The sequence below is a fragment of the Pseudotabrizicola sp. genome, assembly GCF_030684215.1.
Lineage (GTDB): Bacteria > Pseudomonadota > Alphaproteobacteria > Rhodobacterales > Rhodobacteraceae > Pseudotabrizicola.
Genome location: NZ_JAUXOV010000039.1, coordinates 1 through 22,828 on the forward strand (window position 1 = coordinate 1; position 22,828 = coordinate 22,828).

Annotated in this window: 21 protein-coding genes, 1 pseudogene and 1 other annotated feature; of the genes and pseudogenes, 17 read left to right on the plus strand and 5 right to left on the minus strand. The window is 59.6% G+C overall.

Features of this window, described 5'->3' with window-relative positions; translation table 11 throughout:
• The 15 genes and pseudogenes from Q8K08_RS07710 to eda form a co-directional block, all read left to right on the plus strand.
• A pseudogene (locus Q8K08_RS07710) lies at positions 1–404 on the plus strand (transposase); the annotation flags it as partial.
• Positions 198–314 (plus strand) — a sequence feature (AL1L pseudoknot). (Overlaps the previous pseudogene by 117 nt.)
• Before the next feature lie 262 nt (positions 405–666).
• On the plus strand, positions 667–1,671 hold the full coding sequence (locus tag Q8K08_RS07715; protein ID WP_305249685.1) for a Gfo/Idh/MocA family protein: 1,005 nt from the start codon (positions 667–669) through the stop codon (positions 1,669–1,671).
• Positions 1,668–3,239, plus strand: coding sequence for an acyl CoA:acetate/3-ketoacid CoA transferase (locus Q8K08_RS07720; protein WP_305249686.1), 1,572 nt, complete (start codon positions 1,668–1,670; stop codon positions 3,237–3,239). The genes Q8K08_RS07715 and Q8K08_RS07720 overlap by 4 nt, the downstream gene beginning before the upstream one ends.
• The gene (locus tag Q8K08_RS07725) at positions 3,236–4,003 is read left to right on the plus strand and encodes an enoyl-CoA hydratase/isomerase family protein (RefSeq protein ID WP_305249687.1); all 768 of its coding nucleotides are present in this window, start codon (positions 3,236–3,238) and stop codon (positions 4,001–4,003) included. The genes Q8K08_RS07720 and Q8K08_RS07725 overlap by 4 nt, the downstream gene beginning before the upstream one ends.
• 2 nt (positions 4,004–4,005) lie before the next feature.
• Positions 4,006–5,532: an aldehyde dehydrogenase family protein gene (locus Q8K08_RS07730; protein WP_305249688.1), complete on the plus strand. Its 1,527-nt coding sequence runs from the start codon at positions 4,006–4,008 to the stop codon at positions 5,530–5,532.
• Between the two features lie 46 nt (positions 5,533–5,578).
• Positions 5,579–6,832, plus strand: a complete 1,254-nt coding sequence (locus tag Q8K08_RS07735) for an ABC transporter substrate-binding protein (RefSeq protein WP_305249689.1) — start codon at positions 5,579–5,581, stop codon at positions 6,830–6,832.
• Positions 6,833–6,947: 115 nt separating this feature from the next.
• Positions 6,948–7,844: a carbohydrate ABC transporter permease gene (locus tag Q8K08_RS07740; protein WP_305249690.1), complete on the plus strand. Its 897-nt coding sequence runs from the start codon at positions 6,948–6,950 to the stop codon at positions 7,842–7,844.
• Positions 7,844–8,722, plus strand: a complete 879-nt coding sequence (locus Q8K08_RS07745) for a carbohydrate ABC transporter permease (RefSeq protein WP_305249691.1) — start codon at positions 7,844–7,846, stop codon at positions 8,720–8,722. Before Q8K08_RS07740 ends, Q8K08_RS07745 begins: the two co-directional genes overlap by 1 nt.
• Positions 8,723–8,822: 100 nt before the next feature.
• The gene (locus Q8K08_RS07750; protein WP_305249692.1) at positions 8,823–10,067 is read left to right on the plus strand and encodes an ABC transporter substrate-binding protein; all 1,245 of its coding nucleotides are present in this window, start codon (positions 8,823–8,825) and stop codon (positions 10,065–10,067) included.
• A gap of 70 nt (positions 10,068–10,137) precedes the next feature.
• On the plus strand, positions 10,138–11,250 hold the full coding sequence (locus Q8K08_RS07755; RefSeq protein ID WP_305249693.1) for an ABC transporter ATP-binding protein: 1,113 nt from the start codon (positions 10,138–10,140) through the stop codon (positions 11,248–11,250).
• On the plus strand, positions 11,247–12,734 hold the full coding sequence (locus Q8K08_RS07760; RefSeq protein ID WP_305249694.1) for an FAD-dependent oxidoreductase: 1,488 nt from the start codon (positions 11,247–11,249) through the stop codon (positions 12,732–12,734). Before Q8K08_RS07755 ends, Q8K08_RS07760 begins: the two co-directional genes overlap by 4 nt.
• A gap of 21 nt (positions 12,735–12,755) precedes the next feature.
• Positions 12,756–14,351 carry a GMC family oxidoreductase gene (locus Q8K08_RS07765; RefSeq protein ID WP_305249695.1) on the plus strand — a complete coding sequence of 532 codons (1,596 nt, stop codon included), beginning with the start codon at positions 12,756–12,758 and terminating at the stop codon, positions 14,349–14,351.
• On the plus strand, positions 14,348–14,665 hold the full coding sequence (locus Q8K08_RS07770; protein WP_305249696.1) for a Dabb family protein: 318 nt from the start codon (positions 14,348–14,350) through the stop codon (positions 14,663–14,665). Before Q8K08_RS07765 ends, Q8K08_RS07770 begins: the two co-directional genes overlap by 4 nt.
• Positions 14,666–14,752: 87 nt before the next feature.
• The gene (locus Q8K08_RS07775) at positions 14,753–15,781 is read left to right on the plus strand and encodes a LacI family DNA-binding transcriptional regulator (protein WP_305249697.1); all 1,029 of its coding nucleotides are present in this window, start codon (positions 14,753–14,755) and stop codon (positions 15,779–15,781) included.
• Positions 15,778–16,419, plus strand: coding sequence for a bifunctional 4-hydroxy-2-oxoglutarate aldolase/2-dehydro-3-deoxy-phosphogluconate aldolase (eda, locus tag Q8K08_RS07780; RefSeq protein ID WP_305249698.1), 642 nt, complete (start codon positions 15,778–15,780; stop codon positions 16,417–16,419). Before Q8K08_RS07775 ends, eda begins: the two co-directional genes overlap by 4 nt.
• 6 nt (positions 16,420–16,425) lie before the next feature.
• On the opposite strand, the gene Q8K08_RS07785 is transcribed toward eda, so the two are convergent.
• Genes Q8K08_RS07785 through Q8K08_RS07795 form a run of 3 tightly spaced genes read right to left on the minus strand, consistent with a single transcriptional unit; the run spans position 16,426 to position 20,622 of the window.
• Positions 16,426–17,355 (minus strand): sugar kinase, encoded by a 930-nt coding sequence (locus Q8K08_RS07785; RefSeq protein WP_305249699.1) that lies wholly within the window; start codon positions 17,353–17,355, stop codon positions 16,426–16,428.
• Positions 17,348–19,438: an FAD-binding protein gene (locus Q8K08_RS07790; RefSeq protein ID WP_305249700.1), complete on the minus strand. Its 2,091-nt coding sequence runs from the start codon at positions 19,436–19,438 to the stop codon at positions 17,348–17,350. Before Q8K08_RS07790 ends, Q8K08_RS07785 begins: the two co-directional genes overlap by 8 nt.
• A 20-nt stretch (positions 19,439–19,458) precedes the next feature.
• Positions 19,459–20,622 (minus strand): Gfo/Idh/MocA family protein, encoded by a 1,164-nt coding sequence (locus Q8K08_RS07795; protein WP_305249701.1) that lies wholly within the window; start codon positions 20,620–20,622, stop codon positions 19,459–19,461.
• A 694-nt stretch (positions 20,623–21,316) separates the two neighbouring features.
• Here Q8K08_RS07795 and Q8K08_RS07800 point away from each other — a divergent pair.
• On the plus strand, positions 21,317–21,544 hold the full coding sequence (locus Q8K08_RS07800; protein WP_305249702.1) for a hypothetical protein: 228 nt from the start codon (positions 21,317–21,319) through the stop codon (positions 21,542–21,544).
• Here the strand turns inward: Q8K08_RS07800 and Q8K08_RS07805 are convergent.
• Positions 21,519–21,755 (minus strand): hypothetical protein, encoded by a 237-nt coding sequence (locus Q8K08_RS07805; protein WP_305249703.1) that lies wholly within the window; start codon positions 21,753–21,755, stop codon positions 21,519–21,521. The genes Q8K08_RS07800 and Q8K08_RS07805 overlap by 26 nt on opposite strands.
• Before the next feature lie 15 nt (positions 21,756–21,770).
• Between Q8K08_RS07805 and Q8K08_RS07810 the strand changes: the two genes are divergently transcribed.
• A complete protein-coding gene (locus Q8K08_RS07810; RefSeq protein ID WP_305249704.1) occupies positions 21,771–22,307 on the plus strand; it encodes a DUF3489 domain-containing protein in 537 nt (178 codons plus the stop codon).
• Positions 22,308–22,314: 7 nt separating this feature from the next.
• Here Q8K08_RS07810 and Q8K08_RS07815 read toward each other — a convergent pair.
• On the minus strand, positions 22,315–22,828 hold a 514-nt coding region (locus Q8K08_RS07815; RefSeq protein WP_305249705.1), incomplete at its 5' end, for an urea carboxylase-associated family protein.

Consider the following 22,828-nt stretch of genomic DNA (forward strand, 5'->3'; position numbering starts at 1 on the left):
AGCGACGCAGCAGCGCATGCTGCGATCGCCAGCAAATTGGGCTGTTCGCCAGACAGTCTTCGCGATTGGGTTCGTCAGGCCCAACGTGATGGCGGCGAGCGGCCGGGACCGACCAGTGCCGAGAAGGCCCGGATCAAGGAATTTGAGCGTGAAGTACGCGAGCTTCGGCAGGCTAATGAGATCCTGAAGAAGGCCTCGGCGTATTTTGCGATGGCGGAGCTCGACCGCCCGTTTCGCAAGTGATTGCTTTTATTGAGGAACACCGTGGGGTGTATGGGGTCGAGCCGATGTGTAAGATGTTACAGATCGCCCCATCCACCTATTATGAACGGCGCGCCATCGCGCGTGATCCTGATCGGGCGTCAGTGCGGGCGAAGGCTGACGCTGATCTCTGCGTCAAGATCGATGCTGCCTGACCGAATCCTCTGAGCATCTGGTCGCCCGGTCGGCGAGTACCTGATTCCGCCACCAGAGCTGCCATGCGTGCCTCTTTTGTCTTGAGGTTCTGCATCATGTGCCGCCTGCAGCTTTGAAGCATAACGAAATCAACGATCTAAAGCCCTGTCGATCCCCGACAGAAGGGACTGGAACGTTCCTGTTGACAATAAGTGGATCGTTCCATTACTAATGTGGAACGATCCATAAATGTGTTCGGGGGGCGTTGCTGTGAACTGGGCGTTTGTCGGGGCAAGCACGATTGCAGGCCAATATCTGGCCGGTGCGGTACGTGCGACGGGGGGCTGCGAGGTTCGCTGGGTTGTCAGCGGCTCTGCCGAGCGTGCCGCGTCTTTCGCCACAACCCACGGCATAGCTCACTCCGGCACCGACCTGTCCGCAGCTTTGGCTGATCCTGCCGTAGGCGCGGTCTACATCTCATCAACCAATGAAAAGCACCACGCTCAGGCCTTGGCGGCGATTGCGGCTGGCAAGCATGTGCTGTGCGAAAAGCCGTTGGCAACCAGCGTTGCGGATGCGCGAGACATGGTTCAGGCGGCCGAGCGAGCGGGCGTTATCTTTGCCACCAATCACCATCTGCGCAGCGCGGGCAGTCTGCGCGCCATCCGCCAGTTGGTAGCAAGCGGCAAGGTCGGCAAGGTCTTGTCTTTGCGCATTTTTCATGCGGTGGAACTCCCGGTTCACCTGCGTGGTTGGCGGCTGGATAACCCGGTTTCTGGCGGTGGTGTGATTGCTGATCTGACAGTTCACAACGCCGACACAGCGCGGTTCTTGCTGGGCGAAGACCCGGTCTCGGTCGTGGCGCATATGGATGCCACCGGGCTGGGCCAAGGCGTTGAGGATTCTGCGATGTCGGTCTGGGCCATGCCGTCGGGCGCAATGGTGTTCAGCCATGAAAGCTTTACCCATCCATACGCGGCCTCAGGGATAGAAGTGCATGGCACCAAGGGTTCAATTCTGGCGCGTGGCGTGTTGGCGCAAGAACCTGCAGGCGAGATTGATCTGATCACCGCCCAAGGCATCGCCCGCGTCGATTACGACCAAAGCGCGCTTTACGAGAATGTCGCTCGGAACTTCTGCGCGGCAGTGACGGGAACGGCCCTGCCTGCGGCTTCGGGGGGCGACGGCGTAAGATCGCTGCAGATTGCCTTTGCCGTGCGCGATGCGGCGCGCAGCGGCCAACGGCAGACTGTGAATTATGGAGTGTCCTTATGAGCAAGTTGGCAAGAGCGGCAGACGCTGCCGCCCGCATTCCCGATGGGGCGATTCTCACGGTATCTTCGTCGTCAGCTTTGGGCTGCCCCGATATGGTTCTGGCGGCCATTGGCGCGCGCTTTGAACAGGAGGGCCATCCACGGGGCTTGACCACCATTCACCCGATTGCCGCCGGTGACATGTATGGCGTCAAGGGTGTGGATCACATTGCCAAGGACGGGCTTTTGGCGTGCATCTTGGCGGGATCCTATCCATCGGGCCCGTCGTCCAAGCCGATGCCGGAAATATGGAAGATGGTGGTCGAGAACCGGGTGGCGGCCTACAATGTGCCTTCTGGCATCCTGTTTGATATGAACCGCGATGCGGCGGCGAACCGCCCCGGTGTGCTGACCAAGGTTGGACTGGAGACCTTTGTCGATCCAATCCGCGAAGGTTGCGCGATGAACGCGGCGGGGGCGGCTGCACCGATAGTGGCGCGGGTGCAATTTGGCGACGACACATGGCTGCACTTTCCCAACATCATCCCGAATGTGGCCATCATCCGTGCCACCACGGCGGATGAGCATGGCAACCTGACCTATGAACACGAAGGCGCCTATCTGGGCGGGCTGGAGCAGGCCATCTGTGTGCGGAATCACGGCGGATTGGTGATTGCACAGGTCAGCCGCATGACCAAACGCGGGTCTTTGCGCCCGCATGATGTGCGGGTGCCGGGGCATCTGGTGGATCTTGTGGTGATCGATCCTGATCAGAAGCAGACCTGCGAAACCCTGTATGATCCTGCGATTTCTGGCCAAGTCATGCGACCATGGGACAGCTTTACCCATGCCGAACATGGGGTAGAGAAGATTATCGCCCGCCGCGCCGCGATGGAGCTGCGTCCGGGCATGACCGCAAACTTGGGCTTTGGCATCTCGGCCATGGTGCCGCGCATTTTGCTGGAGGAAGGCCACCCTGAGGCCGTGACTTGGGTCATAGAACAGGGCGCTGTCGGGGGGATGCCGCTGACAGGATTTGCCTTTGGCTGTGCATCGAATGCTGATGCCTTCGTGCCCAGCCCGCAGCAATTCGTCTACTTTCAAGGCGGCGGGTTCGATGTGTCGTTCCTGTCCTTCATGGAGGTGGATGTCGAAGGCAACGTCAACGTCTCGAAGCTTGGCAAGAAGCCCTACCTGACGGCGGGCTGCGGCGGGTTTGTCGACATAACCTCGGGCGCGAAGAAGATCGTGTTCTCGGGTTGGTTTGAGGCGGGGGCCCAGATTGAGCTGACGCCAGACGGCATGAAGGTTGTCAGCCCCGGCAAGTTCACCAAGATGGTTGAGGCGGTGGAGCACGTCACCTTCTCGGGTAATCGCGCCCGCCAGTTGGGGCAAGAGGTTTTGTACATCACCGAGCGCTGTGTCATGCGCCTGACCGCCCAAGGCCTTGTTGCGACCGAAATCATGCCCGGCATTGATCCGGCCCGCGATATCATTGCGGCATCGGCGGGGCGGGTGCAGGTCGCGCCGGATGCGATCACGCTGCCGCTGTCGCTTTTGGCCGCGGCACCCATGGGGTGGGGCCCATGAGCGCCGTCCACCTGATCCGGCATGGCAAGGTGGCCGAGTTGTGTCTTGATAACCCGGCCAAAATGAACGCCTTTACGGTCGAGATGCTGGGCCAGTTGGCCGCGCATCTGGACGCAATTGACCGCGACACCACCCTAGCCGCGGTGATGCTGACAGCCACCGGTGACCGGGCCTTTTGCGCCGGGGCCGATATCAATGCTTGGGGCGATCTGAGCCCGGCCGAATTTGCGCGCCATTGGGTGCGCGACGGGCATCGGACTTTCGACCGGCTGGCGCGGCTGTCCAAACCCACGATCGCCGTTCTGAACGGCCACGCCTTTGGCGGTGGCCTTGAACTTGCCGCCGCCTGCGACCTGCGGGTGATGGCGACCGGCGCCAGCCTCGCACTCCCCGAGGCTGGCGTCGGGATTGTACCGGGCTGGTCAGGCACGCAGCGCCTGCTGCGGCTGATGCCTGAGCCGATGGTCAAGGAAATGGCGTTGTTTGGCGCGCGGATCAAAGCCGACCGCGCCTTGGCCTGCGGCTTTGTCGCAGCGGTGGGGGATGATCCACGCAGCTTGGCTGAGGCCTTGCTGGAACGCGCGATTCCCTTGTCGCCGCGGGCTCTCGAGATTTCCAAGTCAATGATCCACGCCGCACAGGGCGAGGATCGCGCCGCGATGGTTGAGGCGCTGGGAAGTGCCGCGATTGCTGCCTCGGACGACCGCGACGAAGGCGTTTCCGCATTCCGCGTGAAGCGCAAACCAGAGTTTTCGGGAAAGTGACCATGACAGACCTGCATATCATTTCGGAACAGACGGTCGCCTTGCCGAACACACCCTATCAGGCCCGCCATTTCATTAATGGTGTCGCGCAGGACAGCGCCGATGGCCGCAAGTCTGACCGAATTTCGCCGTCGCATGCTGTGTTGGTCAGCCAAGCCGGATTGGGTTCGGACGTGGAAACCGAGGCCGCGATCAAAGCCGCCCGCGCGGCCTTTGATGATGGACGTTGGAGCCGCCTTTCGGGCAAAGCCCGCGCTGCCGTGCTTAACAAGGTGGCTGACCTGATCGAGGCGAATGTCGAAAAGCTGGCGCTGATCGAAACACTGGAAAGTGGTAAGCCAATTGCCCAGGCACGCGGCGAATGTGGTGGGGCGGCAGACTTGTGGCGCTACGCGGCATCGCTTGCGCGCACCAGCCACGGCGACAGTCACAACACGCTGGGGTCGGATATTCTGGCTGTGGTTCTAAAGGAACCGATTGGTGTGGTGTCGATCATCACCCCTTGGAACTTCCCGTTCTGGATTCTGAGCCAAAAGCTACCCTTTGCACTGGCAGCGGGCTGCACCTGCGTGGTCAAGCCGTCCGAGGTAACGCCTTCGACCACCGCGATGCTGGCCGAGATGTTGGTCGATGCCGGATTGCCCGCCGGGGTTTGCAACATCGTTCTTGGCTATGGCAATCCGGTCGGCAGCCTGATGAGCACCCATGCCGACGTTGACATGGTGACCTTCACCGGATCAACCGCCGTGGGTAAACAGATCACCAAAAGTGCTGGCGACACGCTGAAGAAAGTGGCGCTGGAACTGGGGGGCAAAAACCCGCAGGTGATCTTTCCGAACTGTGATCTGGAAAGTGCCGCGGATGCCGTGACCTTCGGCATTTATTTCAACGTGGGCCAGTGCTGCAATTCGTCCAGCCGGATCATCGTGCACGAAGACATTGCCGATGCCTTCCTGGCGCGGGTGGTCGAGATGTCGGGACGCGTGGCCTTTGGCAACCCGCTGCACCCTGATACGCAAGTGGGCGCAATCGTTACGTCCGAACATGCAGCCAAGATCGATGGCTATGTCCGCGCCGCTGTAGCAGCCGGGGCCGAGGTTTGTATTGGCGGTGGTGCGTTAAGCGTACCGGGTCTGGGCGGCCAATTCTATCAGCCAACTGTCCTGCGCGGCGTGACCGCTGACATGGCAATTGCCCGCGAAGAAGTATTCGGCCCGGTTCTCGTGGTGCTGACCTTTCGCACGCTGGAAGAAGCCATCCAGCTTACCAACGATGCCACCTATGGCCTGTCTGCGGGCATTTGGTGCGACGACATCCACACCTGCCTTGAGTTCAGCCGCCGCGCGGCAGCTGGCACGGTTTGGACCAACACCTGGATGGACGGCTTCCCAGAGGTGGCATTTGGCGGGGTCAAGCAATCCGGTCAGGGCCGCGAGATCGGCTCATACGGTTTTGACGAATTCCTTGAGGTGAAATCGCTGGTGATGCGGGTTGGCCGCACACGCGCGCCTTGGGTGAAAAAGGCCTGAATTCCTGCGGGGACAGGTAAAACGAACGCAACGGGAGGAGACCAAAATGCGTGGTTACTTTGGGAAGAAGACGGCAATTGTTGCAGCTCTGCTGGCATCAACCAGCATGGCAATGGCCGAAGATGTTGAGGTTCTGCACTGGTGGACGTCGGGCGGCGAGGCAGCTGCGCTGAACGTCTTGAAGGATGATCTGGCCGCCAAGACCATCGGCTGGGTGGACATGCCAGTGGCCGGTGGCGGTGGTGAAGCCGCCATGACCACGCTGCGCGCCCGCGTCACAGCTGGTGATGCGCCGACAGCCGTTCAGATGTTGGGCTTTGACATTCTGGACTGGGCTGCCGAGGGCAAGCTTGCCAACCTGAACACCGTCGCCACTGAGGAAGGCTGGGACGCTGTGGTTCCGGCGGCCTTGCAGGCTTTTGCAAAGGTTGACGGAAACTGGGTTTCGGCACCGGTGAACGTGCACTCCACCAACTGGGTCTGGGCCAACAAGTCGGTCCTGGATGGTCTGGGCATCGCGCAGCCAACCACTTGGGAAGAGTTCGTGGCCGCCATGCAGGCCGTCAAGGACAGCGGCAAAACCGCACTCGCCCATGGTGGCCAGGCTTGGCAAGAAGCCACCATGTTCGACGGCGTCGTTCTGTCGGTCGGTGGGGTCGAGTTCTACAAGAAAGCGTTCATCGATCTGGATCCGGCTGCGCTTGGCTCGGAACAGATGACCGAGGCGTTCAACCGTATGGCCACCCTGCGCGGCTTTGTGGATGACAACTTCTCGGGTCGTGACTGGAACTTGGCATCTGCGATGGTCATCAACAACGAAGCCGCTTTTCAGATCATGGGTGACTGGGCCAAGGGCGAGTTTCTGAAAGCTGGCAAAGTACCGGGCACCGATTTCCTGTGCTTCCGCGTGCCGGGCAGCCAGGGCATGGTCGCCTTTAACTCTGACCAGTTCGCGATGTTTGCGCAGGCCGAAGCAGGTGCGCAGACCGCACAGGGCGAAATGGCCCGCGCGATCATGGCACCTTCGTTCCAGTCGGCGTTCAACGTCGTCAAGGGCTCGGTTCCGGCACGGACCGACGTTCCGAACGACGCCTTTGACGATTGCGGCAAAAAAGGCATGGCCGAACTGGCTGAAGCTGCAAGCGCAGGCACCTTGGTCGGCTCTATCGCCCACGGTCACGCCAACAAGGCCGCTGTGAAGAACGCGATCTATGACGTCGTCACGGCACACTTCAACGGCGAATACGATGCCGCAACCGCGACGACCAATTTGGTCAGTGCGATCGAAGCTGCGCAGTAATCATGACTGTGGAGAGGGGGGCACCCCTCTCTCCACGGATTTTTCTGGCAAGACCTGCGCAGACAATCGAACGCTACAAGAGAAGCCGCAAGTTTGCTGCGGCCAAGGAGGGGGCATGGCCTATCAATCGACCGGTGTGGATTTCCGCACGCGCCTGCAAGACTGGATACCTAAGCTGGTGCTGTCGCCGTCATTGGCTGCGATGTTGATCTTTGTTTACGGCTTTATCTTCTTTACTGTCTATCTCAGCTTTAGCAGCTCCAAAATGTTGCCCAGCTATGATCTGATTGGCTTTGAAAACTACGCCAAGCTATGGGATCTGTCAGCTTGGTGGGTGGCCGTCGTCAACCTGATGATCTTCGCCTCGCTTTACATCATTATCTGCACAGCCATTGGCCTGACGCTGGCCATCCTGCTGGATCAGAAAATCCGCGGCGAGGGGGTGCTTCGCCCGATCTATCTGTATCCAATGGCGCTGTCCTTCATCGTCACCGGAACGGCCTGGAAATGGATCATGGACCCCGGCATCGGGATTGAAAACTCGATGCACCTTTGGGGCTGGACCAGCTTTCAGTTCAGTTGGATCAAGGATCGCGACATGGCGATCTATACCGTGGTCATTGCGGCTGTCTGGCAGACCTCTGGGTTTGTGATGGCGATGTTTCTGGCAGGGCTTCGCGGCATTGACAATGAGATCCTGAAGGCCGCTCAGATCGACGGCGCCTCAAATTTCAGCCTGTATCGTCGCATCGTCATTCCAATGCTGCGCCCGGCCTTTTTGTCGGCCTTCGTTATCCTCGCCCATCTGGCGGTCAAATCCTATGACCTGATCATCGCGCTGACCGGGGGTGGGCCGGGACGAGCCACCGAACTGCCTGCGACATTCATGTATTCCTACACCTTCACCCGCAATTCGATGGGTATTGGTGCAGCTAGTGCCGTGATCATGCTGATGACGATTGCGGCGATCATGACCCCCTATCTTTACGCCGAACTGAAGGAGAAGTCGTGATGGCCTCCGTTGAACAGGATACCGCCGTCCGGACCGGTGGCATCAGCCGCGTATTCATCTACGGCATCCTGCTGATCTTCATGCTGTTCTACATGATGCCCCTGTTTGTCATGGTCGCCAATTCGCTGAAGCCCTTGCACGAAATCACGGGTGGCAACATGATGGCCCTGCCGCAGGTCTGGACGCTGGAACCCTGGCGGCAAGCGTGGTCTGCGGCGCAGATCGGGGTAGAGCCGACCGGGCTGAAACCCTATTTCCTGAACTCGATCTTTATGGTGGTGCCTGCCGTGGTCATCTCGACCATCCTTGGCGCGCTGAACGGGTATGTGCTGACCAAGTGGAGCTTTCGCGGCGACAAGATCATATTCGGCTTGCTGCTGTTTTCCTGCTTTATCCCGTTTCAGATCGTGCTGATCCCGATGGCGACGGTTCTGGGCAAGTTGGGGCTGGCGGGGTCGATACCCGGGCTAGTTCTGGTGCATGTGGTATACGGTATCGGCTTTTCCACGCTGTATTTTCGCAACTATTATGCGTCTTTCCCCACCGAACTGGTGCGGGCCGCAATGATCGACGGCGCCGGGTTTTTCCGCATCTTCTGGCGGATCATGCTGCCGGTATCGGGGCCAATCATCGTGGTCACCGTGATCTGGCAATTCACCAACATATGGAACGACTTTCTGTTTGGCGCGTCGTTTGGCGGGCGCAACCAACCGATGACCGTGGCATTGAACAACCTTGTTCAGTCGTCAACCGGCGTCAAGGAATACAACGTCCACTTCGCTGGCGCGATCCTGGCCGCGCTGCCGACACTGATTGTCTACATCGTCGCAGGCCGCTTCTTCGTGCGCGGTCTGATGGCGGGATCGGTCAAGGGATAAGTCAGGAGACCGCCGGGTGGCGGTAACCACCCGGCGGTCATGTTCAACCCAATGCCCCATTTGCAAAGACCCGGGCGAACAACGCAGAAGGAATACTAAAATGAGATACTTGTCCATAACCGCGCTACTGCTTGCTACAGCAAGCCCTGCGTTCGCCGAAAAGTCGGTCGAGGTCATGCATTTCTGGACCTCGGGTGGCGAAGCGGCTGCCTTGGGGGCTGTCCGCGACAAAGTGGTCGCGGATGGCGTGGCTTGGGTCGATGCGCCAGTGGCGGGTGGCGGCGGCGATGCGGCCAAGACTGCCCTGCAGACGCGCATTGCCAGCGGCAACCAACCAGCGGCGATGCTGATGTTGGGTCAAAACATCATCGACTGGGCCAACGAAGGTCTGCTTGGCAATGTCGATGCCCTTGCCGCCAGCCAAGGGTGGGATGCTGCCTTGCCGCAAGCGGTGAAGGATTTCACCAAGATCGACGGCCACTATGTTTCCGTGCCCACAAACGTCCACCGGACGGACATGATCTGGGCCAGCAAAGCTGCCTTTGACAAGATCGGCGCAGATTATCCAACGACATGGGAAGAGCTGAACGCGCTGGCCCCGAAATTCATTGAGGCAGGGATCATCCCGCTCGCCCACGGCGGTCAAGCCTGGCAAGAAGCCTATATGTTCGAGGCAGTGGCCGCTGGCGTTGGCGGGGCCGACTTCTATCGCAAGGCCCTGATCGAACTGGATGATGCAGCACTGCGTGGTCCCGAAATGGTCGCAGTGTTTGATCAGATGGCCGCTTTGCGCGGCATGGTAGACGAGAATTTCTCTGGCCGGGACTGGAACCTTGCCTCGGCCATGGTCATCAAGGGCGAAGCCGCCATGCAGATCATGGGTGACTGGGCGAAAGGCGAGTTTACCAATGCCGGCAAGCAACCCGGCGCGGATTACGCCTGTATTCCGGTGCCGAAGGCCAAGGGTGACTCTTTTGTCTATCTTGTGAATTCGTTGTCACTGTTCACCCAGACCGATCCTGACCTGATTGCGTCGCAAGAAGTGCTGGCCTCGGCCATTATGGACCCGGGCGTCCAGATTGCCTTCAATCAGGCCAAAGGCGCTATTCCTGCCCGCACCGATATTGATCTGTCGGCGATGGATGCTTGTGCGCAGGAAACCTCGGCATCGCTTGGCAGCAATGATGCTAGCGGCACGGCGGTGCCGACATTTGCGGGGACACACGCCGCGAATGCCGCTGTGGTTGGCGCTGCAACCGATGCGATCACAGGCTTTTTCAATTCTGAAATGACCGCAGCCGAAGGTGCAATCGCGCTGGCCGACGCCATCGCAGCCACCAAATAAACACCCGGCCGCGCGGTCAAACTTGATCGCGCGGCCAACCACGCCAAACTCAACCGACCGGAGCAGACCAATGGGCTTTCTTGAAATCCGCAACGCCACCAAATCCTATGGCAACGTCAAAGTCCTGCATCAGGTCGATATCTCTGTCGAAGAGGGTGAGTTTCTGGTGCTGGTCGGCCCATCGGGCTGCGGTAAGTCAACGCTTTTGAACATGATCGCCGGGCTGGAAGGCATCTCAAGCGGAGAGATTGCGATCAAGGGGCGCGTGATGAACGGTGTGCACCCGTCCAAGCGCAACATCGCCATGGTGTTCCAAAGCTATGCGCTTTACCCCAACATGACTGTCGGCCAGAATATGACCTTTGGTCTGGAAATGCACGGCGTGCCCAAGGCCGAACGCGACAAGGCTCTGCGAGATGTGGGAAAGCTGTTGCAGATCGAAAACCTTTTGGATCGCAAGCCGGGCCAATTATCCGGTGGACAGCGTCAGCGCGTGGCCATGGGCCGGGCCTTGGTGCGCAACCCCGATGTTTTTCTTTTTGACGAACCGCTTTCCAACCTTGATGCCAAGCTGCGCGTCGATATGCGCACCGAGATCAAGAAGCTGCATGAAAAACTGAAGACCACCATCGTTTATGTGACACATGACCAGATTGAGGCGATGACCTTGTCAACACGGATTGCCGTTATGTATCAAGGTTATGTCCAACAGCTCGGCACACCCAAGGAAATCTACGACACGCCCGCAAACGTCTATGTTGCAACCTTCATGGGCAGCCCGGCGATGAATGTTCTGCCTTCACGCGTGGTGGTGAAAGACGGCCTTCCCCACGCCCAGATCACGGACGCCAAGGGGGCAGAGCAGCTGCTGAAATTCAGCCAACCCAACCTATCTGATTGGGACGGCCGCGACATTCTGCTGGGCATCCGGCCGGAATCGATCACCGATCCTGATGGCGCGGACCGCAATTCGCGTAACATTGTGCCGCTGCGCAATCTGGTTGGCATCACCGAACCCGCGGGCGCTGATACCTTTGTGGCGATGTCTTTGGGCGGCAAAGACATTATCGCCCGCATGCGGGCAGATGCGAATGTTGTGTCGGGTCAGGATTTCGACTTTGCGATCAACATGGAAAAGGCTGTCGCCTTTGACCCCAAGACTGAAGAACGCATCAAGCCATGACGTCACCAGAAGTCATCATTATCGGGTCTGGCATTGGGGGCGCGACAATGGCGGCCACGCTTGCCGAGACGGGCAAGAGAATTTTGATCCTTGAACGCGGCGAACATCTGGCCCCTTCAGCACAGGATCGCAGTGACAAGGCCATTTTTGCCGAAGGATTATTTCGGCCCAAAGAGGAATGGCTGGACGGCGCGGGCAAGTCCTTCAACCCCGGCAACTACTACTATGTCGGGGGCAACTCGAAATTCTTTGGCGCGGTTCTGGTGCGCTATCGGCGCGAAGATTTTGCACCCTTGGCCCATATGGGCGGCGTGACGCCGGGCTGGCCAATCTCATATGACGACTTGGAACCGTGTTACGGGCTTGCTGAGAAAATGTACGAAGTGCGCGGCCAGATCGGGCAAGACCCGACCGAGCCGCCCCATTCCACCCTCTATCCACATCCCCCCGTACCGGATGAGGCGCCGATTGCTGCGCTGCGGGGCAAGCTTGCCAAGGTGGGTCTGCATCCGGCATCGCTGCCGTTGGGCGTTGATCTGGCCGGGTGGCTTGCCCGCGCCCCCACCCCTTGGGATGCCTTTCCCGATACGACCGGGGGCAAGATGGACGCGGAAACGGCGGCGCTGAAGAAGGCGCTTTTGCATGACAACGTGCAGTTGCGCACCAAGGCGCAGGTGACCCGGTTGCACAGCAGTGCCGAGGGCAAGATCACGGGTGTTGAACTTGCCTCGGGCGAGGTTTTGTCAGCGCCGATCGTCGTTCTGGCGGCAGGGGCCGTTCAGACCGCAGTGCTACTCTTGGCCTCGGCCAATGCCGATCATCCCAAAGGTCTGGCCAACAGCTCTGATCAGGTCGGGCGTAATTTCATGAACCACAATTGCTCTGCCGTGCTGGCGCTGCATCCTTTGTGGAAGAATGACAGTATCTATCAAAAGACTATGATGGTGAATGACTACTACCTGACAGGCGGTCCAAAGGGCGAGCCTTTGGGCAATATCCAGTTGCTTGGCAAAATCTCGGGGACAATCCTGCGAGCCTCAACCACAATGCCGCGCTTTGTGGCAAACTGGGTCGCGCGCCATTCGGTTGATCTTTATGCCATGTCCGAAGACCTGCCCAACCCGGAAAGCCGGGTTTCATTGAAAGATGGGCAAATCATGCTGGATTGGAAACGGTCCAATTGGGAGGCGCATCTGGCGCTAGTGGCGAAGTTGAAGCAAAAACTTAGGCAGGCGGGCTATCCGGTTGTGCTGTCGCGCGCCTTTGACCGGCGCACGCCGTCACATCAATGTGGCACGGCGCGGATGGGGAAAGACGCAAGGACCAGCGTTGTCGATACCTTCTGCCGGGCTCATGACCACGCAAACCTTTTCATCACCGACGCCTCGGTTCTGCCGACTTCGGCGGCAGTCAATCCGGCGTTAACGGTTGCGGCCTTGGCGATCCGGGCCGCACATCACCTAACCATGACAGAGCTCGCCTGAAGCGCGGGGCAGGAGGGCCAGATGGCCGACGGATACGATTTCATCATCATCGGGGGCGGCTCGGCCGGTTCGGTTCTGGCGGGGCGGTTGTCGGAAGACCCTTCGGCGCGGGTGCTGCTGTTGGAGGCTGGCGGCAGTGACCGGCACCCCTTTTATCACTTGCCTGCAGGTTTTGCCAAAATGACCAAGGGCATCGGGTCATGGGGCTGGGACACCGTTCCGCAAAAGCACATGCAGAACAAAGTGTTCCGCTATACCCAGGCAAAGGTTATTGGCGGCGGATCAGCGATCAATGCGCAGATCTACACGCGCGGATCGGCCCAGGATTATGACGATTGGCGGCAGATGGGTTGCACCGGTTGGGGCTATGACGATGTGCTGCCCTATTTCCGCAAAGCCGAAGACAACGAGACTTATGACAACAAATACCATGGCAAGGGCGGACCGTTGGGTGTGTCCGAACCACGCGCACCCCTGCCAATTTGTGAGGCCTATTTTGAGGCCGCCGCCGCCTTGGGCATTCCACGCAACATGGACATCAACGGTGAAAAGCAGGATGGGGTTTGCTACTATCAATTGACCCAGCGCAACGTGCGGCGGTCGTCGGCGGCGATGGCCTATGTTGCCCCAAATCGGCACCGCAAGAACCTGACCGTGCGTCTGGGCGCGCAGGTGCGGCGGCTGATCGTCGAAGGGGGCCGTGCGACGGGGGTTGAATTGACCGACGGCACCCGGCTGACGGCCACCAGTGAAGTGATCCTCGCCTCTGGTGCCATCGGCTCGCCGCGTTTGCTGCAACTGTCGGGGATTGGTCCGGCGGGTCACCTCAGCGCGTTGGGGATCAACGTCGTGCACGATCAACCGCAGATCGGTGCCAACCTGCAAGATCATCTGGATCTTTACTGCATTGCCGAATTGTCGGGTCCCTACAGCTATGACCGGTATGCCAAGCCGCATTGGGCCGCGATTGCCGGTCTGCAATACGTCTTTGGCCGCAAAGGACCGGTGGCCTCGTCCCTGTTTGAAACCGGGGGGTTCTGGTATGCCGACCCCGACGCGCGGTCGCCCGATATCCAGTTTCATCTTGGCCTTGGCACGGGAATCGAACACGGCGTTGTGGCGATGCCGCAGGGGGGGATTACGCTGAACTCTTGCCATTTGCGCCCCAGATCGCGCGGGCTAGTCCGGCTGCAAAGTGACGATCCGGCAAAGGCGCCGCTGATCGACCCCAACTATCTGGCTGACCCGATCGACCGCGCGCGCACCATTCGCGGGCTGAAGTTGACTCAAGAGATCCTGGCCCAATCCCCCATGAAGAAATTCATCCTGGCCGAGCGCTTGCCCGGCCCGGACGTGCGCACCGACGAGGACTATTTCAACTTCATCTGCCAGCATTCCAAAACTTCGCACCACTGCGCGGGCACCTGCCGGATGGGCGCAGATGAGGCGGCGGTTGTCGACACAAGGCTGCGGTTCAACGGCATTCAGGGTTTGAGGATCGTCGATAACTCGATCATGCCGACAGTGATTTCTTCAAACACAAACGCTGCGGCGATCATGATTGGCGAAAAGGCGGCCGACATGATCAAGGCGGACAATGGGATGGTTATGTCATGATACGCCACATCGTACTTATCCGGTTTCTGCCCTCTGTTTCCGAGGCCAAGATAGCTGACCTTTTTGAGGAGCTTCATCAAATCAGGGCCAAAGTCCCCGGTCTTTTGGACATCACCGCAGGCAAAAGCGAAAGCCCCGAACAGATGGAGCGCGGCTACATGCATGGCTTCGTCGTGGACTTCAGCGACTGGGCCGCACTTCATGCCTATCAGGATCACCCTGAACACCAATTGCTAGGGGCCAAATTGGTTGCGGCGTCGGTCGGGGGCAAGGAGGGCATCTTGTGCTTTGATTTGCCGGTCATGACACAGTGACCTTGGCTTTGCGTCACCATAAAACTCTGGTGTCTTTGTGTGTTAGGCGACAAGGTTTCTGCAAGTAACGTGATGGGTGCCGACCAAATGAACCTCAACCGCCGACCGACCATTATTGACGTCGCCAAGCACGCTGGCATTTCAAAATCGACGGTCAGCCTTGTGCTGCAAAACAGCCCCTCTGTACGGGAAGAAACGCGGGTGCTGGTGCGCAAGGCGATGGCCGAAATCGGCTATGTTTACAACCGTGCTGCGGCCAACATGCGCATGTCAAATGCGGGGCTGATTGGTCTTGTTATCAACGATTTGCGCAACCCGTTTTTCACGGAATTTGCCACATCCCTGCAGATGGCCCTGGCCGAGCGCGGGTACTCAACGGTGATCGCCAACACGGATGAAAACCCCGAACTGCAGCATCAAGTTGTAGGCTCGATGATTGAACATGGGGTGTCTGCGCTGATCATGTGCCCGGCTTACGGCGATACAAAGCCCACCTTTGACGCCATAGCGCGCGGCGGCATTCCCGCCATGCAAATGTTGCGCTGTGTGGATGAGCGGTTGGACCTGTTCCCCCTGATAGCACCCGACTATCTGTCTGGCAGCCGGGACGCGACAAGACATCTGATTGCGGCAGGCGCACGGCGCATCGCCTTTGTCGGCGGGCTGGATGGCCGCGCTGTCACCGAAGAACGCAAAGCCGGCTACCTGGAGGTGCTTGCCCAAGAGGGGCTGGAGCCGATCATCATGACCGGCAAATCCAGCCGCGCATTTGGTCGGAACGCTGCCCAACAGCTCTTTTCCAACAATGCGGGCGTGGATGCAGCGGTCTGTTTCAATGACCTTGTGGCTTTGGGCATGCTTTCAGGCTGCCACGAGGCGGGTTGGCGGGTGGGTGAAGACTTCCTGATCATGGGTTTCGACGATATCGAAGAGGTGGCCCAAGCCTATCCGTCGCTGTCCTCGGTGCGCTGTGACATCGCAGCGATCGGCGTTCAAGCCGCACAAACCGTGGTGGATTGGCTGGAAAACCGCAACGCCCCACTGCCAGAGACCCGGACAGCCGTCAGCCTCTCTATTCGCCAGTCGAGCGGAAGAATCCCCCGGAGTTTGACATGAGTGTTTTCGAACGCGTCGCGGCCATCGGTGTGGTTCCGGTGATCGCTCTTGATGATGCCCGCCACGCGCTGCCGTTGGCAGATGCGCTGGCAGAGGGTGGGCTTCGCGTGATCGAAGTGACCTTTCGTACATCCGCTGCGGTCGACACCATCCGCCAAATCGCGCAGCATCGCGCCGAGATGCTTGTCGGCGCCGGAACCGTCTTGAATGAAGCGCAGGCCGACGCGGCCAAAGCTGCGGGCGCGATGTTTGCCCTTTCTCCGGGTATTGACCGACAGGTTCTGGATCATGCCGCACAGATTGGCCTGCCTTTTGCGCCAGGCATCATGACGCCTTCCGACCTGCAGATTGCCCTGCGCGCGGAATGCAAACTGGTCAAATTCTTTCCCGCGATGGCTGCCGGTGGCTTGACCATGCTGAAGAACATCGCAGGACCCTATCTGCACACAGGCATCGGGTTTAACCCGACGGGCGGTGTGACGCGTGACAATCTGACCGATTGGCTGGGGTACGCGCGGGTTCGCGCGGTTGGCGGCACCTGGATTGCCACCAGCGCCGATATCGCAGCCGAAAACTGGGAAAAGATCCGCAGCAACGCCGCCGAGGCGGCCGATTTGGTTCGCAAAGCGCGCGGCTGAACGGGGTTAGGGCAGGGACGGGACGCGTGCCTTTGGCAGACGTGCGCCAAGGTGTGTGATCACTTCGGCAGAAAATCTTTGCCCCGCAATGATGGCCATTTGCGGCGTTTGCCCAAGCAGGCGGGCAGAAAGATATCCGGCGTTGAACCCATCACCGGCCCCTGTGGTATCGCGAATACCCTTCACCTCGGGAGTGGGAAGTGCCCCGATCTGGCCATCTGCCAGGACTGAAACGGGCCCGGCACCATTCTTGACCGCCACCTCTGCAACGCCCGCCGTGGCAAATCGTGCAAGCGTGGCCTCAGGTGACGTATCGCCCCAGAGGGCAACCTCGTCATCAAAGCTGGGCAGGGCGATGTCGGTCAGGGCCAGAACCTGCGGGATGGTCTGGCGCACCGCGTCCATCGACGGCCAGAGCCGGGGGCGGATATTCGGATCAAACGACACCCGCGCCCCGTTTGCCCGGGCATTGGCCAGCGCGGCAAACAGCGTTTCACGGTCTGCCGGGGGCAGGATGGCCAAAGTAATGCCCGACAGATGGATCAGCCCCGCCCCGGCAAAAGCCTGCGCCAAAGCGCTGCCGTCTGCTGCCAGACCGCGCGCAGCAGAGGTGCCGCGCCAATAGTGGAAGCTGCGCTCGACGCCGTCCAGTTCGATCAGGTAAAGTCCCATATTCCGCTGCGGATCACGTGTGATCACCGAGACGTCCAAGTCGTCGGCCGCCAATTCGGCAACAAAGGCATCGGAAAACTTGTCCATGCCAACCCGCGTTGCAAAGCCCACCGATGCGCGCCCGTGCAATGCCTGCGCCATGTGCCAAGCCGTGTTGAAAGTATCGCCTGCAAAGCCGCGCTTGTACTGTCCCTCACCAACTGGGGCCAGTTCCACCATCGCTTCGCCCACCGAAACCGTGTTCAGGCTGTTGAAATCAAGCATCTTGCCCCCGGTCCAGATCAAACACCGCCCCGGTCAGCCATGCGGGCCAGTCGCGTTCAAAAGACGGCTTGGCGGTCTCATCAAAGCGGCGATTGGGCCGAGTGGCAATCTGCATTTCGCCCGCGACCAGCCGCACCAGAATTTGTTCGCCTTGATCCTTCGCACGCTCTTTGCGGAAGCGAACGTCGTTCAGGGGGCCGGTCTTGGCCATGGGTGTCGCCTCGCCCGTCGGGTCACAAATCGCCCGCGCCCCGCGGCTGCCGCCGCCTTGGCTGATGTAGTGATGGAGTGCTGCCAACACCGCCTCGGAAGCCAGCGCCATTTGCTGCCATTGCAGAACCCGCGCGATTTCCCCGCTGCGCATGTAGGAAATGCCCCGCGCGCGGACCCTGTCGTTCAGCGCAGCCGCCGATTGCAGGGCAGCGGCGACATCTTGCGGTGTGCACAGAATCCCGGCGTGGTCGCTCATCCGGGCCTGCACCTCGTCCTTGATGGCGCGCACGTTCAGCGAACTGCCAGTCCGGAGTGTCTGTTCAATCTGGCCCAAAGCCTGTTCCAACTCGGCGCCGATCTGCCCAACGGGCGCGTTCTGCGCCTGCCCACCTGCCGCGATATGTTCGGCCACACGGGTTCCCAACACTTGCCCTGCGTTCAATGCCGCTCCACCGGGTCGCGTGACACCATGGGTCCCCGCCGCCTCGCCGATGGCATAAAGACCGGGCAGGGAACTGCGGCCCCAACTGTCAACCGCGATGCCGCCGTTCATGTGCTGATTATTGACCGCGAATTCCAGCGGGTCGCGCCGGATATCGACCTTGTAGCGCAAGTAAAGTTCTATCGAGAGCGGGTTCATGTGACGCAGCCGGTCAATTGGCTGGTCCTGCACAGCACCTGCACGGCCTAGATAGGCCGCCACATCGGCGTCCAACCGGTCAAGGCTGAAGGGCAGATCGCCGGGGACGGGCAGGGGATTGCGGTTGAAATCCATGAACACCCGCCGCCCCGCCTGATTTTCGCGGGTGATCGCCAGATCAACAAGGCTGGACCCGAAATCCAGCATCCGCGTCGCGTGGAACGGCCATTGATAGCCTTTGCGGAAGATGTTCGAGGCCAGCTCCTGCGTGGTCCGATAGTAATCGGCCAAAAAATTATGCTCAGTGTTCTCGTTGTCGACCGAATAGATATAGGGCATCGCCTGCACATAGGTGCCCGACAGGTTCCACGGAAACCCTTCGCGCCGGGTGCCGATACCGAACTGGCTTTCGGTCAGGTTCACCAGATCAACCCCAGCTTCCAGTGCCAGCCCCAAGGTTCCGAAGCATCCGTTTGGAAACACGGAATCGCGGTACAACTCTCCGGGCCCGCCAGCGGCAATGACCAGTGCGGCACAGCGAAACAGCGTCAGGCCATACGGATTTTCGGGTGATTGCGCCTTTGGCCGAACCGCAAGGATGCCAGCCACGCTGCGCTGATCCCCCGACCATTCAATCAGAATTCGCACGCCGGTTGTCTGGTTGAAAAACGGCACGCCCAGCCTGATCGCCTCGGTCGCCAAAACCTTGACCATCAGCCGCGAGGTGCGCGGCCCACAGCTGGTGGCCCGACCCACATCGTCATGGTCGGTCTGATAGCGCAGCGTCCCGCCGAAATCGTCCTGAGGCAAAGGCAGCCCAAGATATTGCAACGAGGCCATCGCCCGCACCGAGCCGACGGCCTCGACATAGGCGGTGTCTTCGTCCATCGCGCCGCCAGACCGGATGGCGCGGGCCATGTCCTTGAAGTGGTCGCCCCGGTCTGATGTGTTGGCGGTGTGCAGCGTCTGCTTGTCTGAACCCGAACAAGCCGAGGTGCCACCCCATGCGCTTTGGCTGATGACCACAACATCCGTGCCGCGCCGCTTCAACTCTACTGCCGCGCGCAGTCCTGCTGCGCCGCTGCCCACGATCACCGTGCCACAGGCAAAAACGGGCACGCGGTGGCCCTGCACCATGACCGAGGACGCAAACTCAGGTTCAGGCACCAGCCGAGGCATGTCCACATCGGTCAGTGCGTTCAGGATGTCTTGCGAAACAGTGTCAGCCATAGGCCATGTCCCCCTTGCCGTCAGGCGATTGAAACCCAACGCCCAAGGCGAGCCGACTCCATGCAGGCGTCAACAATCTGGCAGATGTGATGCCCGGCCTCGAACGTCGGCCACATCGGTTGACCGGTGGTGATAGAACGGATCACTTCTGCCGCCTCGATGATTTTGCTCTCATTATAGCCAAGCGCGAAATTTGGCAGCGGCAAGAAGGCGCGGAAGGTTTCATTCTCGGGGCCGACATCAATTTCGCGGAACCCCCGACGGCCGTTGGCGTCATCGTTGCTATAAAACCGCAGACGGTTCACTTCGTCATAGGTGTAAGCCAGGCTGCCTTTGGTGCCGTAAACCTCATAGGTTTGCATGAACTTGCGTCCCGTCGCGACCCTGCTGAAATCGATCAGCCCACGGGCTCCATTGGCGAATTTGCACAAGATATTGGTACCATCCGGATTGGTCACATCCGACCATTGCTCATCGCCCGTCAAGGTGGCCTGTTCGCCATAGCCAAGCCCGGAAACCACCGGGCGGCGCGGCGTAACGATAAAGTTGTCCGCGATCAGTTCTCTGACCCGGCCCACCAGAAAATCCATGAAGCTGAACACATGCGTGCCCGTATCGCCCACGATCCCGGTCGGGGCCAGATTGCCATCGGCGCGCCACATGAACGGGGCGAGCGGGTCGCCATACATGTCGACATGCTGACAGGCCTTGAACAATTTTATCTCACCAATCTCGCCGGCAGCGATGATTTGGCGTGCCAGATCATGCACCGGGTTGCGCGGAAAGGCGTGACCAACGCGAGTGATGAGGCCTTTTGCTGCTGCAATATCAGAAAGTTCACGCGCTTGGGCCGCTGTGTCGGCCAATGGTTTTTCGCAATAGACATGCTTGCCAGCCAAAAGGGCAGCCTTTGCCACCTCATAGTGCAGACTGTCGGGCAGACAGATGTCGATCAAGTCAACGTCAGGGTCCTGAACCGCCTCACGCCACGACTGCAGAATCTTTGCCCCCGGCGCGCGAAAGCCCAATTCAGCGGCAGCTTTGGGATTATCCTCGACCAAGGCGACAACTTTGGCTGTTCCGCCCGAGGTGCCCAAGAAATGCGGAAAGGTCTGATAGGCCATGGTGTGAACCTTGCCCATCCAGCCCGACGCGCCCAGAACCGCAACTCTGACTTCAGCCATTTCGTCTCCTCCACATTGAAACGTTCCTCACCGAACATGTCCCGTCTTTGCTTGGGTGGGGTCAGATATGTGAATATGGAACGTTCCATTTTTGCTACTGTAACGTTCCAAGAATGTCAAGAGAGTGAAGTTCGATCTGATGGCCAAGCGATACGACGTCAGCTTTCCCGCGGGGATTTCTTCAACATGTGTCGAACGAACAATGCGTGTTGGCTGCCTCGAGTGCTCGAATACCTCAGGCTGGCTATAGTGAACTGCAATCCGGTTTTTACATGAGGAAGGGATGACACGGATGTGCTAGTGCCAGACCTGTCGTCGACCAACGTGTATCGCTTAAGGGCGGTGAGAGTTTTCAGCTAAGAAGGGCCGCTAGCGGACTCGCGAAACCCGGCATCGCCACATGTTGTGCGGCGGACTAGCCCGGATCGCTCATCTCGCCGCAAGCACATGGGACGGGGCCGCGTTGATCGACCCGTCGCAGTAAACAATAAGCCCAGTGGCACGGCTTGCCTTCTGGATCGCCTCCCGCAAGATGTCAGAATGGGCGGAATGCTCCCGTCCCTGCATACCTCCCAATAGAGCCATTATACCTTACTAAAGCAATGAAATTGCTTGTTATTCGTTTGATTGCGTTTCGGACAAGAACGATTCTGATTGCACCAAAACGATGCAACTCACCGAAAGAACCCCCGCCATGACCACCCGCCGCGCCACCGACAATTCCAAAGCCCTCGACGCCTTCATGGCCACCAAGTTCCAGATCGACGCGATGCTGGAGCGCCTGAAGGCCCTGAGCGACGACCACTTCGAGATCCTTCCCGACGAGATCAGCTGGGGCCCCGTCGGCACCCTGAACCACTACGCCAGCCTGCTGCGCCAGATCACCGACGCTGCCTTCAAGGAGGGCGAGCATGCCGCTTGATCCCGCCCAGTGCCTTCAGATCTAACAGGATGCCATCACCGCTGCATCGGAGCCCGACCGCCTCGTCGCCTGTGACGAGGCCATCGCCCTGCTGCGTGAGATCACGGATCTGGAACGCGACGACGATGGTGACGCGATCATCGGCATGGATGCCGACGTCCACAACGACCTGATGTCGCGCATCACCGCCTTCCTTGTCACGCACGACCATTAGGAGGAACCCAAGATGACAAAGCTAACCGAAACCCAGACGATCATCCTCAGCGCCGGGGCCCAGCGCCTCGACAACATCGCCCTGCCGCTGCCCAAGGGGCTGGCCGGTGCGGCGGCCAAGATGGCTGTGTCGAAGATGATCGAACACGGCTGGCTGCAGGAGGTCGACGCCAATCTGCGCCGGGGCGAACCCCTCTGGCGCGAAACTGGGGATGGTCACGGCACCACGCTGGTGGTCACCGAGGCGGGGCTGTTGGCCATCGGGATCGCACCCGCGACAGCCATGACAACGTCAACTACCCAAATTGGAGACCAAGTGGCAAAACCGCCGACCCCGCGCGCGGGCTCCAAGCAGGCGCAGCTGATCGCAATGCTGCAGCAGTCTGACGGCGCTACAATAGGCGAGATCGTGGCGGCAACTCTATGGATGCCCCACACGGTGAGAGGTGCAATTTCCGGGGTGTTGAAGAAGAAGCTTGGCTTCTTTATCACGACTGGACGGATCGAAGGACGCGGCACCGTTTACCGGATCGAAGGGCCCGATACTTGAAGTCGCGTCAGTCCAGCAGGCGATAGTGCACTTCGGTCGGTTTGCAGGCAGCACCATTGATCGGGATCATGTCCTGCGGGCAGGTGGACATCACCACAACGCAGTCGATCACCGCCCGCAGCACGACATGATCTCCCGGTTTGGACAGCGGTTCACCCCAGCTTATCTTGCCATCAGGGCCGACCGGAATGTTCATCCACAAATTCAGCGGGGCCGGGCAATCTGCCGCCCGCAGATGAAGCTGGCCGAGGGCCGCGTGCAGGTTGTCGGTGCAATTGTCGTGGTATTCCGTGCAGCCAAGCGACGCATAACGATGCACATCGCAGGCGGCGATCACCGTATCATGGCGGCCCGGCGACGTGTCTTCTTCCATGATCAGAATAGGTCGCCGCCGGTTTGTTGTCAGGCCATCGCCCTTCGCCGGAAAGATGCCCTGAAGCGTTGCATGCAGGTGTTCCATCGACATGAACTCCGACAGGTCATCGGCATTAAAGCACCAGGTATCAACCACCTGTTGACCA